This window comes from Cyclobacterium qasimii M12-11B, assembly GCF_000427295.1.
GTDB classification, from domain to species: Bacteria; Bacteroidota; Bacteroidia; order Cytophagales; family Cyclobacteriaceae; genus Cyclobacterium; species Cyclobacterium qasimii.
Window position 1 is genome coordinate 38,504 of record NZ_ATNM01000036.1, and the last position, 16,125, is coordinate 54,628.

Here is a 16,125-nt window from a genome sequence, read left to right on the forward strand (position 1 = left end):
AGTTTAATCAATTAAAACTCAAAAAAGTTTAAAAATGGCTAAGGAATTATTTTTCAATACCGACGCAAGGGATCGCCTAAAAAAAGGAGTCGATGCCCTAGCTGATGCAGTAAAGGTGACATTAGGTCCAAAAGGAAGAAATGTAATTTTGGACAAAAAATTTGGTGCTCCTTCTATTACTAAAGATGGTGTAACTGTAGCTAAAGAAATAGAATTAGAAGACCCTATCGAAAATATGGGTGCTCAGTTGGTAAAAGAAGTAGCTTCCAAAACTGCTGATGATGCAGGTGACGGTACTACTACTGCTACAGTTTTGACTCAGGCAATTTTTTCTGTAGGCATTAAAAATGTGGCTGCTGGAGCAAACCCAATGGATCTTAAGAGAGGTATCGACAAAGCTGTAGAAGCAATCGTTGGTCAATTAAGAGCTTCATCTAAAGAAATCTCTACTTCTAAAGAAATTGCACAAGTAGCTACAATTTCTGCCAACAATGACGAGGAAATCGGCAAAATGATCGCTGATGCCATGAAAAAAGTAGGCAAAGATGGTGTTATCACTGTTGAAGAAGCAAAAGGTACTGAAACAGAAGTAAGAACTGTTGAAGGTATGCAGTTTGACAGAGGTTACCTTTCTCCATATTTCACTACCAATACGGAGAAAATGGAAGCTGAATTGGAAAACCCTTACATTCTTATATACGATAAGAAAATTTCAGCAATGAAAGAATTGCTTCCAATATTAGAGCCTGTTGCTCAATCTGGAAGACCATTGGTAATCATCGCTGAAGATGTTGACGGAGAAGCACTTGCTACTTTGGTAGTAAATAAAATCAGAGGTGCACTGAAAGTTGCCGCTGTTAAAGCGCCAGGTTTCGGAGACAGAAGAAAAGCCATGTTGGAAGATATCGCTACTCTTACGGGAGGTACTGTGATTTCTGAAGAAAGAGGTTATAAATTAGAAAATGTAACTGTAGATTACTTAGGTACTGCAGAGAAAATCAATATCGATAAGGACAACACTACCATCGTTAATGGTGCTGGTGAAAAAGCCACAATCGAAGCTAGAATCAATGAGATCAAATCTCAAATTGAAAAAACTACTTCTGATTATGATCGTGAGAAACTTCAAGAAAGATTAGCTAAGCTATCTGGTGGTGTTGCTATCCTTTACATAGGAGCTGCTACTGAAGTGGAGATGAAAGAGAAAAAAGACAGAGTTGATGATGCACTTCATGCAACAAGAGCTGCTGTACAAGAAGGTGTAGTAGTTGGTGGTGGAGTAGCACTTATCAGAGCTGCATTAGCGCTTGAAAAACTGAAAGGTCTAAACGAAGATGAAGATACTGGTATCAACATCATCAAGCAGGCTATCGAAGCACCTTTGAGAACAATCGTTTCCAATTCAGGTGGAGAAGCATCAGTAGTAATCAATAAAATCAGAGACTCTAAAGGAGATTTTGGTTACAACGCGAGAACAGACAAGTATGAAGACTTGTTCAAAGCTGGTGTTATTGATCCTACTAAAGTAACGCGTCTTGCATTAGAAAATGCTGCATCTATAGCTGCATTATTGCTAACTACAGAATGTGTAGTAGCTGACGTTAAAGAAGAATCCCCTGCAGGCCCACCAATGGGCGGCGGAGGAATGGGTGGAATGATGTAATTCATTTCACATAAAATGCTTAAAAGGGAAACTATAATGGTTTCCCTTTTTTTGTTTCCACCAATTTGAGACCAAATCCCATTACTTTAGTTAAAACTTTAACGCAATCAATCTTACGAAAATTTAAAACTTTATTTTAATAGTGGAATTATAGTGTTAAATTTCAGACGTAAGAGAACGAGAGAGAGAAAAGTTATTATTTAATAGTCAATGTATCCATTCGATTTAATTGTTTTAATTGATGATGACCCAATAAACAATCTGATCAATAAACGGTTAATCAACAAATTAAATTTATCACCTAAGACCATCGAATTTTTAGAGGCTGAGGTAGCGTTACAATACCTTAAAGATCCAGATTTGGAAAAAAGGATATTGATCCTTGTCGATATTAATATGCCTGTAATGAATGGTTGGGATTTTTTAAGCCAGTACCTGGAACTTGAAAATGGCAGGAAGGATCGTATCATTATGCTATCCAGTTCAATCGACTTTCAAGACAGACAAAAATCAAAAGAATTTCCTTTTGTAAGTGGTTTTATTGAAAAACCGCTCACCCATGAAAAACTAGAATCCCTATTGTAATGTCTATTATTTTGCCTTCACGCAGATATAGCCAAATCCTGCAATAGTTTTCCCTAGCCTAAAAAAAGCCTTAATTCAAAGCTTCCTATATCATAGGAAACTTAAAACATCAACCCTTCCATTTCTGAAGTATGAAAACGCCATTAACCAATTTGAGGTTATAGGGGTAAATATGTTTTTGCATGATCAATAGCATCAGTGGAGTTTTTGACCCAAGCTATTTTATTTTCAGGAAGCAGGTCGTTTAATTCCTTTTCTCTGGAAAGGTCTATTGCCCCAACCTGCCTAATGTATACGCCTTCCACTCTATGTTTATATTTCCCAATAATTTCCGCATAAATCTCGGGATCATGTTGGCCACTATCACCTATAAGTACGAAATTTAGTTCAGGATAAAAGTCCATTAAAAATGCTATCTTCTCTACTTTATGCTCGTGGCTTCCACCACCCGATTTCCAAATATTTCTCAAACTCATGTGTCGATCCTTCAGCAATATTGGACCCATGGGAATATTCCTATATTTCATAAAATCTTGTATCAGGTCAAAAAGATTCCAATCGCTACTGGAAACATAAAAAACAGGAAAATCTCCATTTGCCGACAGCAGTCGATATAAATCACTAACTCCCGGGAAAGGTCGTCGGGTATAGGCATTCTTGGATACAGAAAGCCAAAATTTTTCCTGAATATTGGTAGCTTTGGAAATAATAATTGTGTCGTCTATGTCGGAAATTATCGCACGGGGGTATTCTTTATTAAATCTTAATATTTCTTTGGTAACGGAGGCCGCTTCCGGTTTTAAACCCTCTTCAGGTAGCAATGACAATTGAACTGTTTTTATTGATTTAGATGCTTCACTATTAAGTTCATAAAGCACTTCGAAAACACCTTCTTCATCCGTAATTAATGTTTCTTTAAGGTCTCCTACTGTTAGTTCAACCTTTGCTTCTGGTACACTACTGCCAGCGTACCTTCTCAAAGTAGCAAGTATATTGTGCAATGTGGTGTTTTTATCTGAAGGTCTACTCTGTTTATAGGCTTCAACCACCCTACCCTTTACAAAAATATGTGAGCTATTTCCTAAAACCACAAATACCTCTACGCGTAATAGGTCGAGTTTACCTAACTTCCTTTTAACTATGGAGAAAAAATAACGGATAGGCCATGTTAGCCATCTTAAAAGATAAATGTACTTCATATTTATAAGTCTTCAAATCCCAGGCCAGCGGCGGTTCTGATCTTTGAATAAGCAATAATTAGATCCACATAAAGGGCATTATTGATTAAATTAGAATCAAACAAGCTTGTTTCTCTGGCATTAATTAAAAACAAAGAGCTTTCCCCTAAATCAAACTTAATTCTTTCTCCTTTCAATAAGCTTTCTAAGCCCTGAATATTTTGAGAAAAAATATTTAACTGCCGACTTAAAACTTCGTATTCGTTGAAAACTTTCCTAAGTTTTGCGCTAAGCTGCTCAAATTTCAAGTCACGCTTATAATTCACATCCACAATTTTGGTTCGGGTAATGCCCAAATCCCCTCTTTCTTTTCGCAACAATAAAGGAGTCGCAACCTGAATTCCAAATTTATAATTATTCTCCAGGAAGCCAAATTGTTGCAGTCCTCCAAATGTTTCTGTCAAAAAGTTATACTTAAGTTTAATTTTGGGTTTCAACTGTTCCGCTTTGTACCTCCTCTCGATATCCAGGTAATCCAGATCATAATCAATTAGGCGTATTTCAGGATGATCAAGTACGGCTTCATAATAAAATTCCTTGTTCAGCTCCTGAGAAGCCGACTTGAAAAGCTGTTGAGGGAAAGTTAATGGCTCCAGGTCTATAGGCTTTTCCTCTTCATCCCAAAGAAAAACATTCAATTCCTGGGTATTGGAAAAGTAGACATAGCCAGCCTTTTGTAATTTTATACTTCTATTTAAAACCTGAGTATAAGCTTCTACAGTATCAATGGCAGGTAGGTCACCTTGTTCAAAGCGACCTTTTACTCCTTCAAACCTTACCTTGGCAAGTCTTAGTACCTCTTCATGCACTTGCAGATCTGCATAAGAACCAGCCCATTTCCAATACACAACCGTGGCCTCGTAGTACAAGAGGTTTAGTCGCTGTCTTCTCTCTTCGACAGATGCCAAATTATAAATTTTAGCTTGTTGAAGCGCTGCTCTTCTCTTATCGATAAATAACCCATTCCCAATATTGACTGCTGCCCCTACTGCATAAAGCCCATTATTAGGCACACTTTGCTCTGGGTTGAGATAAGTCCCTCTATTTTGCTCCACAATTCCCTGAAATTCTACTCCAGCTACTGTAGGAATTAAAACACCTCCTTCTCGCTTGTTGTAATACTCTTTTTCATCGTATTGCTTTTCGTCTATGCTGCCGTACAAGTAAGGATCAAACCCTCCTCTAGCCTTTCTCATCTCTTGCTTTCCAAAGGCTAAAAACAAGTCCGCCTGTTTGACCACCGGGTGATACTGCTGCACCCACAACATAAATTGGTCAAAAGAAAGGGTTTTATCCTGGGCGCTAAGAGGTGTGGATATTAACAGCAGAAATAGTCCAAGGAAACCAATATTGTATTTCATTTTGCTTGACTTTTTATTTCCTTAGATTCTTGAAGCGTATAATAATCTGGCGGGAAGCCATTCATTTGACGCCATATTTCATACCATACCGGGACATCATTTAGCAATGCAATTCCGTCAGCTCCGGCACCAATTCTCAAGGCTTCAGGCCATGGTTCTTCATCAGGGTCAGGCACTACTAACACCCGGTATTTATTATTTGTGCTGGTGAAATTATCAATAGCAAATACCTTTCCCCCAAAGGTACCATTTGACAATTCAGGCCATCCTGAAAACACTATAGCTGGCCACCCATCAAAGATAAATCTGATTTTACTTTCTAATTTAACCAAGGGAAGATCTATAGGATCCACATAAATCTCAACCGCCAAAGAATAATTCTGAGGCATGATGCTAATTATTTGAGCTCCTTCTTTAATGGTTTCACCTATCCCTACCTGAATGGCCTTGGTGATATAACCCGACTGAGGGGCCAAGACATAATACATCCCAGACCTTACAGTATAGTTGGTCAATTCATTTTTCATTTTATTAACTCCAGCCTCTGCATCATATTGACCTGAAAGTGCCGAAAATCTTTCAGAACTTACTTTGGCCAATTTGTCTCTAAAATCATTGTCAATGGCATTTAACTCTATGGTGGCCGAAATGGATTCATTTCTGCTACCAAGTAATTTATTTTCCGCACTCAATGCTTTTGCCTGAGACTCTTGAAGTTTTATTTTCCTTGTTTCCAGATCAGTAAGTGACTTCAAGCCCTCGGTGTATAGTTTCTCCATTCTGAGAAACTGCTTTTCTGCCACCAAAAAACTAACTTTCTCAGCTTCTAACATAATGCTGTCTGAAAGCACTTTTAGATTTGCCTGCTTAAGCTTGTTTTGTGCCTGTTCCTTTCTCAAGGTGTTGTTTTCTTTCAAAGCAACCAATTGTTGTTCCTGTGCTTTGATCTTTGCCTCATAAGATTTTACGGACAATTCTTTTGCATCAACTTGTAATTGCGTCCTGCTAAGTAAATCAGGATCCATGTATTGTTCCTTAACCTCTGAAAGGAAAAGTATGGTGTCTCCCTTTGTTACAAAATCACCTTCCTGAACAAACCACTGCTCAATCCTTCCAGGGATAATTGAATGTATGGTTTGTGGCCTATGTTCGGGTTTTAAGGCCGTCAAAGTTCCTTTTGACCTGAAATTTTGAGTCCATGGTAAAAAAAGAAAGACAAACCCGGTCATCAATAAATACAATAAAATTCTAATCCTTCTACGGCTTTGATTACTTGAACGTGTCAAGTGATAGCTTTCAAAAGAATCGACATCAATTAAATGTTTGATCGAATTTCTAGAAATATTTAACATTGGATTAACGTTTATTCTGGTTTCTGTAGCGTTCGTAGTTTGAAAAAATCCCCCTCAAAAGCAACCTCTCCTGACTTCATCACCACAATTTTTTCTGCTCTTTTTAAAATAGAATCCTGTGTTGATACCATTACCATTGTCCATGGACCTGAAAAAATAAAATCAAATACTCTATCAGATTCTTCCTGGCTTAGGTAATTAAGTTCTTCTTCAAGCAAAAGTAATTTGGGAGAGAAACAAAGGCTTCTTGCCAAAATGATTTTACTTATGTAGGAATTATTAAGGCCTTTTCCTTCTGGCAAAAGAGTTGTTTCAAGATCATCTTTAAGTCTATAAACATAATCGTTCAACCCAACAACCTCCAAAACTTTTCTCAACATGGTTTCGGAAACTTCTTCATTCCCTACAGTAATATTCTCCCTGATGGTTCCATGAAAAATAGATTGTCTAGACAAACTATCCCCTATTAATGACCTTAATTTCTCCAGAGACAAAGTACCCATAGGCAATTTATTTACAATTACCTTTCCCTGATAATCCTCTTTCAATCCTGCCATTAATTGTAACAATGTGCTTTTACCAGCCCCACTCTCACCAGTGACGATGACTTTCTCACCTTCCTTTATTTCAAGGTTAAAATTGTTGAGAATAGATTTATCTTTGTCTTCAGAGAAGATGGAAACATTTTTAAAGGCATAAGACAATCCCGAATTCTCTTCATTTAAAGCATTCACCTTTCCCGTTGACCTCTCCAGATCCATATCCATTATAAGCCCTAATTTTTCAGTGGCAGTTAGGGTATCATATACCGTTTCAAGGCTAAGTATAATTTTCTCTACCGAGTTGATTATCAAAACAATAATGATTTCTGCTGCAACAAACTGACCAATACTGATCTCATTGTTCATTAATAATAAACTTCCTGCTACTAATAGTATCACCACAATAACCACTTTAAAAGCAATCAGGACTTTGTATTGAAATATTAATACCGAAAAATGTTCGTTTCGAAAGGAAACATACTTCTTCACCAATTCATCTACCCGCTTAAATGGTAAAGGAGAAAACCCTGAAAGCTTAAAGGTTTCTAAAGTCCTTGCTATCTCTTCCAACCAATAGGCGATTTCATATTTAGCAGAGGACTCTTTTAAACTGGTTTTCATCCCTTTTGGGCTTGTATACTTGAAGATAAGGTAAATAGTAAGTACCAAAATCAAGGAGAAAATGATGAAAAACGGATGATAAATCGCCAACAAAATCAAACCGAAAAAGACTTGAAGAGATGCCGTACTAAAATCGATCAGTAATTTAGACAGTCCTTTTTGCAGGTTGATGGTATCGAAAAATCTATTGACCAGCTCAGGAGCATATTCTCCGCGCAAGGACTCCATTTTCAATCTGGGTAGACGGTAAGCAAATTCGATTGCCGAATTACTAAACACACGTTGTTGCAATTTCTCAGATAAATAGAGCTGACTAACTTGTAAAAAGCCACCAAAAACAACTCCAAGTGCTACAATAATCACCAGAATCACCCATGAGGTGGTAAGCCTTCCTCCCAAAATAAAATTGAGAATTGCCTGTATTCCCAGAGGCAAAGAAAGCGATACGAGACCATTCAGAACGGCGTAAAAGTAAATCGCATAAATCTCTCTCTTCTCACTCTTTAAAAGACTAAAGAACCTCTTTAAAGGGGTATTAATCAAATTTTCATTCATTTATTAGCGAATTAAAAACCAAATTGTAATAAAAGTCTACTTTTTGTTGACCAATGAAATTATCCTCAATCAAATTCGGCACATGATTAGAACAGAATGCGTTAAGAAGTGTTGACCAGATGAGCGTGGATACAAAGGCTTTTGGAAATGGATGATTGGGATTAAATTCCAAGAAAATCTTAACCAGTCGCTCACTAAAATTATAGAATTGATCAAAAAAACCACTGTTATTTTCGCTTCCAACCTCTTTTGTCATAAAAGCTTTGGATGATTCTTCGGTGACAACACTTCTAAGTAAACTTATGTTTAGATATAAGTTTTCATCAAACGAAGGACCTACTACCAATAGATTTATCGCCATTTTGATTTTGTCTTTGGGACTATCCATATTGGCTGTACCATAAACGAGATTATGCTCGAGCCATCCCCAATACCAATTGATGTAATACAATAATAATTTATGTTTGTTTTCGAAATACCGATAGATGGCGGCTTCAGTGCTTCCAACATGTGCAGAAAGTCTTTTGAAATTAAAAGCTTCCATTCCAAGCTCATCTATCAAGACTAGGCTTTCTTCAAGTACCTTTTTGCCCAAATCGGAACTTAGAGGATCCTTGATAAAAATACCTGGTTTGACAGGTATAATGGTATTATTCAATATACGGTGCATAATAAAAACATAGTAAGTCTAACGCTTATGTTATACGAACTAATCAATAGTAAGTTTTACTAACTGAAAAAAAATAAAAATCTCTTTTGAAGATTCAAACGAATGACTTCCGTTATTTTTGCTTAGGGTCGTAGGATATTTTACCTAGACCATACAGGTATAAAACCTTAGAATACCTCAGCATTACAGGCAATAATACAATGTTAAAAAACACCACCGAGACAATGTAAACCATGAGTTCTGGGTCATCGAACACATAATTCAAAACGATCATTACGTTAATGAATAATGCCACAGACAGCGCATAGCTGATGTACATCGCTCCATAATAAAAATCGGGCTCAGGTACAAGCTCGACTCCGCAGTGGGGACAATTGTGATTAACCTCAGTTAATTTTCTAAAACTAAAAATTGATACAGGGAAAATATTTCCTTTCCTACATTTTGGGCATTTAGCCTTGAGGATAGCTCCTGCTAAACTATTATTTTCATTCATACTATTATACTTAATTAGCGGACTTCGTCCAAATCATAATCTTTACCTTTCCCCCAACGTAAAAGCTCATCAATTTCATAATACTCCAGGGTATCCAAGTCTTTCATCTTGAAGTTTTCCCTTCCGGTTCTTTCCATAGCTTCTAAAAACCTGATTTCCCCATAATTGATAAGCTTGTATACACGGCCTACCCTTATATTGTCTATTGCTAATGGCATACGAAATTTATATTAATTAGGAAGATTATTGATGAACACAATCTCAGAAATTGACCTTGAAGACTCCAAAGTTAATTTGTTTTATCTTCTAAATCCGCTTGAAGCTCAAAACCTTTATAATTTCATTGAATTTAAGTCCCCTATTTCCGTATTCCCTGATGATCAAAAATATTTGAATCTGTAATTGAGTTATTTTATATCAATAACTTCAAATTCCCCAATAATCTATTAATTTTGCAACTCATAAAAATTGCTTTAGAATGACTGCCACCAAAAAGTTTATTATTGATTTTGACAGCACTTTTACCAAGGTTGAAGCTTTGGATATTTTAGGTGAAATTAGTTTGAAGGATGATCCTTTAAAAGTTGAAAAGCTACAATCAATAAAGGACATTACCGACCAGGGAATGGAAGGTAAAATCACTTTTAGGGAGAGCCTTGTTCAGCGAGTAGAAATTTTGAATGCCAATAAGGATCAAATTTCAGAATTGATTGCTGCTTTGATGAAGAAAGTGTCAGATTCTTTCCAGCGAAACAAAGAGTTTTTGCTTGAAAACAGGAATGACATATATATTATTTCTAACGGTTTCAAAGACTTTGTAGCTCCTATTGTAACAAGTTTTGGAATCAAGCCAGAAAATGTTTTTGCCAATGAATTTGTATACGATGAATCCGGCAAAATCACTGGTTTTAATAAAGACAACCCACTTTCTCAAAACAATGGTAAACCTGATACCATAAAGAAGTTAAACCTAACAGGTGACATTTATGTCATTGGTGATGGATATACTGATTATGAGATTAAGGCCTCAGGGGTAGCCAATAAATTTTACGCCTTTACAGAAAATATCCACCGCCCTTCGGTGTCGTCTAAGGCGGATCACATTGCGCCAAGTCTGGATGAAATTTTATATGTAAATAAGATGAACAAAAAGTTTTCCTATCCAAAAAGCCGTATCAATGTGCTATTATTGGAAAATGTACATCCAATTGGCGTTGAATTAATGAAAGCTGAGGGTTACAATGTAGAGGTGATTAGTTCAGCACTCTCTGAGGACGAATTGGCGGAAAAAATAAAAAAGTATCTGTACTTGGCATCCGATCTAAGACTCAGGTCACCAAAAAAGTTTTAGAGAATGCGAACAGATTAATTTCCATAGGGGCTTTTTGCATAGGCACCAATCAAATCGATTTGGAAACTTGCCAAGAGAAAGGAATCGCTGTCTTCAATGCTCCATTCAGTAATACCAGATCAGTTGTAGAACTTGCAATTGCTGAAATAATCTTTTTAATGCGTGGAATGGTTGATAAAACGACCAGTATGCATGATAGTAAATGGGATAAAAGCGCCACTGGCAGCTTTGAAATCCGAGGTAAGAAATTGGGAATAATAGGTTATGGTAATATTGGGTCTCAATTGTCAGTTTTAGCTGAGAATATGGGCTTAAATGTTTATTACTATGATGTAATAGAGCGACTTGCCTTAGGAAATGCCACAAAAATCGATTCATTAGATGAACTACTTGAAACCTGTGATGTCATTTCTCTACATGTAGATGGAAGGACAGACAATGAGTTATTGATTGACAGGGAAAAGATTGCTCTGATGAAAAAAGGGGCCTATTTGATCAATCTAAGTAGAGGACATGTAGTGGATGTGGCTGCACTTCGGGATGCGCTGATATCAGGACACCTGGCAGGAGCTGGTGTAGATGTGTTCCCTAAAGAGCCAAAGAACAACACTGAGCCTTTTGAATCAGAACTGAAAGGCCTACCTAATACTATCCTTACTCCTCATATCGGTGGAAGCACTTTAGAGGCACAACAGAACATTGCCCAATTTGTGCCTGGTAAGATCATTGAATACATCAATACTGGAAACACCTATAATAGTGTCAATTTCCCCAACATACAATTACCCTTCCTGCATGATGCACACAGGTTGATCCATATTCACCTAAATGAGCCAGGAATAATGGCCAGGATCAATAAAATATTGGCAGATTATGACATCAATATTGTGGGACAATACCTTAAAACAAATGAGAAAATCGGTTATGTCATCACTGATATAGATAAAGCCTATAGCAGCAAAGTAATTGACGAACTGAAAGCCATCCACGGCACAATCAGATTTAGAGTATTGTACTAGGATACTAGGAAACAAAAAAGGGGACTGACAAGCAGTCCCCTTAAAATATGGTCCGAATCATGGAGTGTTACAAACCTCCGGTAAAACAAGATTTGAGCTGCACCTTTCTCGCAACCTTCCACTGTTATCCTGCATCAATAAAGCTACGAGGTCTTCCAAATGGAAGATGAGGCCTGGTTTTGAAAATGTGCTTCACTCGGTATATTAATTAAATTGTGAAGTTTGAACATGTCGCTGACCCGAACCACAATGCAAATATACAATCAATATGAGGAAACCTCAAACCTCATCTTACGGTATTTGAATTTCGAAACCCAAAATGCCCTTAACAGTACAGCTCCAATTGTCATTCTATTTCATGATGGAATAGCGTCAAAATCAGCTATTTCAATGCATAATTCTTACCATCACACTAGCACAAGACTTTATTCTCCAAAAGGCTTGATTACCTTATGATTACAACATTTTCTTAAAAAGAGAAAAAAAAAGGCATTATCCCATATGAAAAAAATAAATTACAAATATGATGGTCTATCTTCTCAAAAAGAGAAAACAAAAAATTGTATTAAGAAATTATTTTGCTAATTTAAAAATTGTAGGCAATTAAAGTCAGACGTCAAAAATAGACAAAATCGAAATAGGCGATAGGGCTTTATTCCATGACAGAATCACTTCCAGACAAGGACTGGGACAGGCTATCACGAATCCTATTGCATATTCAGGTTAAACAGCTTTTATCGGATAGAATCTATAATTATTTTACATAATGTATCAAATCAAAAAAATAATTGTTTGCCTTGATCAATCAGAGATGGACAAAACGCTCGTGAAATTTGCCACATTTATAGCAAAGAGCAACCAATCCAAAAAAATTTACTTTACGAATATCATTAGAAACTTAAGTATTCCTAAAGATGTTTTAGCTGAGTTCCCAAACCTCATCGACAATATGGTAGAGGAACGAAAAAGTCAGATGAAACAGGTGGTTAAGGAAAACCTAGATCCGGATCTAAATATCAGCACAGCCTTTATAGTAAGGGAAGGACAACTTTCAAAAAAAATACTCAAACTGGCCAGTGAAAAATCCGCCGATTTAATTCTTGTTGGAAAGAAAACATCCATTAACGGATCAGGTGTAATCACTCAGAGATTGGCAAGAAGAGCCTCCTGCTCACTTTTAATCGTTCCAGAAAACAGTGTTCCAAAAATTAAAAAATACTTGTCCCGAGTGATTTTTCGGATTATTCCAAAGACGCCATGGAGGAAGCCATTGAAATAACGGAGAAATATGATGGGAAGTCAGAAATAATTTGCCAAAATGTTTTCTCAGTACCTTCCGGTTATCATTTTACCGGAAAATCCTACGAGGAGTTCAGTGATATTATGCTGATGCATGCCAAGGTTAACTACAAAAAGTTCATTCGAAAGATAGACACCAAAGGGCATGACATCACCCCACTATACACTAGAGATGAGGACGATGATCCAGTCATAGACATCATCAACAAGGCGCAAGAAATAGAAGCAAACATCATTATTATAGGAGCCAAAGGCAGAACAGCCGCCACAGCTCTGTTCATAGGCAGCTTAGCAGAACGGCTAATTCAAACAAATAATAAGGTTCCTCTTTTAGTCACAAGACCGAAGGGTAAAAATGCTGGCATAATTGAATACATACTTGATATTTAGGTTTTTACATACACAAAAATATTGTTTAGGACTTTTTATGAATATTTCATAACTTTAAATATTCTCTAAAATTAAGTATGAAATGAAAGTAAAATCATTGTTTTTATTGGTAATGGCTCTGTCCTTTTTTAGCCTTGATGCTGAATGTCAGCTCTTGAGGAAATTAAAAAGAGCTGCATCTGAGGGTGTATCACAAGGTGTATCCAGAGCTGTGGAAAAGACAGTCGCTAAACAAATGGAGAAAGCTACTGAAAGGCAACTTGAAAAAGCTTTCGAAAATCTTTACGGAGATGATGACATTGGTAACAATGATGGAGATAGCACTCATCAAGAAGGCAAATCTTATGACATCTCTAAAATCATGGGTTCCATCAACATGAATGTTGATACGGAAAGCGAATATAACTTTTCTGGCGTCGCAGTGATGGAAATCAAGAGTACCAATAAGAAGGGAAAAGAAGAAGACCCTGTATTATTCAATTCCTATTTATCTGAGAATCCTGATTATTTCGGAATGGAATTCGTTGATCCAGATAAGAAAGACGCAAATGAAAAGTCCATTATTATCATGGACCATAAAAATAAAGCCACCGTCATGTTGATGGAAAATGAAAAGGAAAAATCAAGCATGGCCTTTGGGATGGATTGGAGTGGAATGCTTGACACCTATGCTGACACTGCGGTTCACCAACCCTACGAAAGTTTGACCTTTGAAAAAACCGGTAACACAAAAGACATTCAAGGATACAGTTGCGAAGAATTTCGTATGGATTCAGAAGATGGTGAAGGCACGTATTGGATAAGCAAAGAGTCCATTGAAGGACTAGAGGGCTTTTGGAGCAAAAACAGTCCATTTGTAACCAAGAAAATGAAAGAGCAAAACAGTACATTTTTTGGTAATTTCCCTGAAGGAAATATTATGGAAATGACTTTTAAAAGCAAAGAAGACGAGAGCTCTTCAGAAATGAAAATAATAAAAATCGACAATTCACAGCGCACAAGCTATAATTTAGCTGACTATCCTAACCCGATGAAAGCGGCTAATTAACAAACCTTAAACACCTGTATCAAAATTGATCACATCTATTATTGTAGCCAAGGCGACCAACAATGCCATAGGCTTAAACGGCGATTTGCCTTGGCGACTTCCTGCAGACCTCAAACACTTCAAAAGCACTACCGCAGGCCACCATGTGATCATGGGTAGAAAAACCTTTGAGTCTTTAAATAAACCTTTGCCAGGTAGGGTCCATATTGTAATTACCAGTAATTTAAATTATACAGTTCCTGATGGTCATGAAGTAGTCCATAGTTTAGAAGAAGCACTTGCAATAGGATTGAAAAAAAATTAGACAAGATTTTTATTTTGGGTGGGGCTGAAATTTATAAATTAGCTTTGCCCTTTAGCCAAGAAATGATCATTACAGAAATAGATGCAAAGCCGGAAGCTGACACATTCTTCCCTGATTTTGACATTAAGGACTGGGATATTACCGATACTAGCAACCATAATAAAGACAAAAGCAACCCATTCGACTATGCTTTTGTGACCTACAAAAGAAAAACCATTACCTAGGGTGCTATTTTTACCATTTCAATTATAATTTTTACTCCTTATTCAAGATTGCTACTAGGAAACTTTTAATTTTGAATTTCCGAAAGATTAAAACCGTGTCACATGAACAAACCTGTTACAGCAGAAATCATATCCATAGGCGATGAATTACTTTATGGCCAAATACTTGACACCAATAGTAAATGGTTGAGTGAAGAGATGGACAAGATTGGAGTTAGAGTAGTAAGGAAAACCACTATTGGTGACGACCCGGAAGCAATGATTGAAGCTTTTAAATCAGCCTCAAAAAAAGCAGACATTATTCTAATGACTGGTGGGCTTGGGCCTACTAAAGATGACTTGACAAAAAATGTACTTGTAGATTTTTTCAATTCATCAATGAAGCTCTTTCCTAATGCACTTGAAGATGTACGCAAGTTCTTTGAAAGCCGAGGTAGAGAGTTATCCCCTACCAACCGCAGTCAGGCTTACCTACCTTCCAACTGTACCTACATTCAAAATGCCGTAGGCACAGCACCAGGGATGTGGTTTGAAGAGAACGGATCAGCATGGATGTCAATGCCTGGGGTACCTCATGAAATGAAGTACCTTATGGAAAATGCCGTGATCCCAAGAATTAAAGAGAAATATAAATTACCTGTTATCTATCACAAGCTTATAAAGACCATTGGAATCGGCGAAAGTTGGTTGTCAGATATCATCTCAGACTGGGAAGATCAACTGCCTCCACATATACGTTTGGCCTATTTGCCATCATTAGGAGAAGTCAAGTTAAGGTTAACTGGTTTCGGAGAGTCACTCCCTCCTATTGTAAAGGAAGTTGATGATCAAATAGCAAAATTGGAACCATTAATCGCTAAATACATTTATGGATATAATACAGATACAATTGCATCTGCATTGGGTCATGAGTTGATTCAAAGGAATGAAAACATTGCCATAGCAGAGAGCTGTACAGGAGGATATTTATCTCATGTTATTACAAGTATCCCTGGGGCAAGCAATTATTTCAATGGATCAATAATACCCTATCACAACACCTATAAAGAGCATTTGCTTGGTGTAAGTCCTGAAACACTTGCTTCAAAGGGAGCCGTAAGTGAGGAAACAGTTATAGAGATGAGCAAACAGGTGAGGCTTAAATTCAATTCAACCTATGGCTTGGCTACAAGCGGAGTAGCAGGTCCTGGAGGAGGTAGTGATGAAAAGCCTGTTGGAATGGTTTGGATCGCTTGTCATGACGGTGAAAAATGCTGGACGCGCATGTTACAGCTCACAAAAGACCGAATAATCAATATTCAATTAACAAGCACCGCTTCTTTAAACCTATTGAGGGAGACAATATTACATAATAGAAAGTAAAATTTAGGGATTTTCCTTTTGTAAACCAGCTACTAAATTTTAGTT

At 37.0% G+C, this 16,125-nt stretch carries 13 protein-coding genes and 2 pseudogenes; 8 read left to right on the forward strand and 7 right to left on the reverse strand.

The window, feature by feature from the left end:
• Positions 1-34: 34 nt before the first annotated feature.
• Positions 35-1,663, forward strand: a complete 1,629-nt coding sequence (gene groL, locus ADICYQ_RS03955; RefSeq protein WP_020890460.1) for a chaperonin GroEL — start codon at positions 35-37, stop codon at positions 1,661-1,663.
• A gap of 210 nt (positions 1,664-1,873) precedes the next feature.
• Positions 1,874-2,248 (forward strand): response regulator, encoded by a 375-nt coding sequence (locus ADICYQ_RS03960; RefSeq protein WP_020890461.1) that lies wholly within the window; start codon positions 1,874-1,876, stop codon positions 2,246-2,248.
• A gap of 158 nt (positions 2,249-2,406) precedes the next feature.
• Here the strand turns inward: ADICYQ_RS03960 and ADICYQ_RS03965 are convergent, their stop codons facing one another.
• From ADICYQ_RS03965 to ADICYQ_RS03995, 7 genes are all read right to left on the reverse strand, one after another.
• Positions 2,407-3,447, reverse strand: coding sequence for a phosphatase domain-containing protein (locus ADICYQ_RS03965; RefSeq protein WP_020890462.1), 1,041 nt, complete (start codon positions 3,445-3,447; stop codon positions 2,407-2,409).
• 2 nt (positions 3,448-3,449) lie between these two features.
• Positions 3,450-4,847 (reverse strand): TolC family protein, encoded by a 1,398-nt coding sequence (locus ADICYQ_RS03970; RefSeq protein ID WP_020890463.1) that lies wholly within the window; start codon positions 4,845-4,847, stop codon positions 3,450-3,452.
• Entirely contained in the window at positions 4,844-6,199 is a 1,356-nt protein-coding gene (locus tag ADICYQ_RS03975; protein WP_040414405.1) for an HlyD family secretion protein, read from the reverse strand. The genes ADICYQ_RS03970 and ADICYQ_RS03975 overlap by 4 nt, the downstream gene beginning before the upstream one ends.
• A gap of 11 nt (positions 6,200-6,210) precedes the next feature.
• Complete coding sequence (locus ADICYQ_RS03980; protein WP_020890465.1) at positions 6,211-7,917, reverse strand: peptidase domain-containing ABC transporter; 1,707 nt, start codon at positions 7,915-7,917, stop codon at positions 6,211-6,213.
• Positions 7,910-8,587: a TetR/AcrR family transcriptional regulator gene (locus ADICYQ_RS03985; protein WP_020890466.1), complete on the reverse strand. Its 678-nt coding sequence runs from the start codon at positions 8,585-8,587 to the stop codon at positions 7,910-7,912. The genes ADICYQ_RS03980 and ADICYQ_RS03985 overlap by 8 nt, the downstream gene beginning before the upstream one ends.
• A gap of 112 nt (positions 8,588-8,699) precedes the next feature.
• Positions 8,700-9,083: a DUF983 domain-containing protein gene (locus ADICYQ_RS03990; protein WP_040414407.1), complete on the reverse strand. Its 384-nt coding sequence runs from the start codon at positions 9,081-9,083 to the stop codon at positions 8,700-8,702.
• Positions 9,084-9,097: 14 nt separating this feature from the next.
• Entirely contained in the window at positions 9,098-9,301 is a 204-nt protein-coding gene (locus ADICYQ_RS03995; RefSeq protein WP_020890468.1) for a hypothetical protein, read from the reverse strand.
• Between the two features lie 260 nt (positions 9,302-9,561).
• Here ADICYQ_RS03995 and serA point away from each other — a divergent pair.
• The 6 genes and pseudogenes from serA to ADICYQ_RS04025 all read left to right on the forward strand — a co-directional run bounded on the left by serA (position 9,562) and on the right by ADICYQ_RS04025 (position 16,080).
• Positions 9,562-11,453: pseudogene (gene serA / locus ADICYQ_RS04000) on the forward strand (phosphoglycerate dehydrogenase).
• A gap of 766 nt (positions 11,454-12,219) precedes the next feature.
• A pseudogene (locus ADICYQ_RS04010) lies at positions 12,220-13,142 on the forward strand (universal stress protein).
• A gap of 82 nt (positions 13,143-13,224) precedes the next feature.
• Complete coding sequence (locus ADICYQ_RS04015; RefSeq protein ID WP_020890475.1) at positions 13,225-14,190, forward strand: DUF4412 domain-containing protein; 966 nt, start codon at positions 13,225-13,227, stop codon at positions 14,188-14,190.
• A 25-nt stretch (positions 14,191-14,215) separates the two neighbouring features.
• A complete protein-coding gene (locus tag ADICYQ_RS29520) occupies positions 14,216-14,494 on the forward strand; it encodes a dihydrofolate reductase (RefSeq protein ID WP_020890476.1) in 279 nt (92 codons plus the stop codon).
• Between the two features lie 44 nt (positions 14,495-14,538).
• Positions 14,539-14,718: a dihydrofolate reductase gene (locus ADICYQ_RS29525; protein ID WP_316929260.1), complete on the forward strand. Its 180-nt coding sequence runs from the start codon at positions 14,539-14,541 to the stop codon at positions 14,716-14,718.
• Between the two features lie 102 nt (positions 14,719-14,820).
• Positions 14,821-16,080, forward strand: a complete 1,260-nt coding sequence (locus ADICYQ_RS04025) for a competence/damage-inducible protein A (RefSeq protein ID WP_020890478.1) — start codon at positions 14,821-14,823, stop codon at positions 16,078-16,080.
• Positions 16,081-16,125 lie beyond the last annotated feature (45 nt).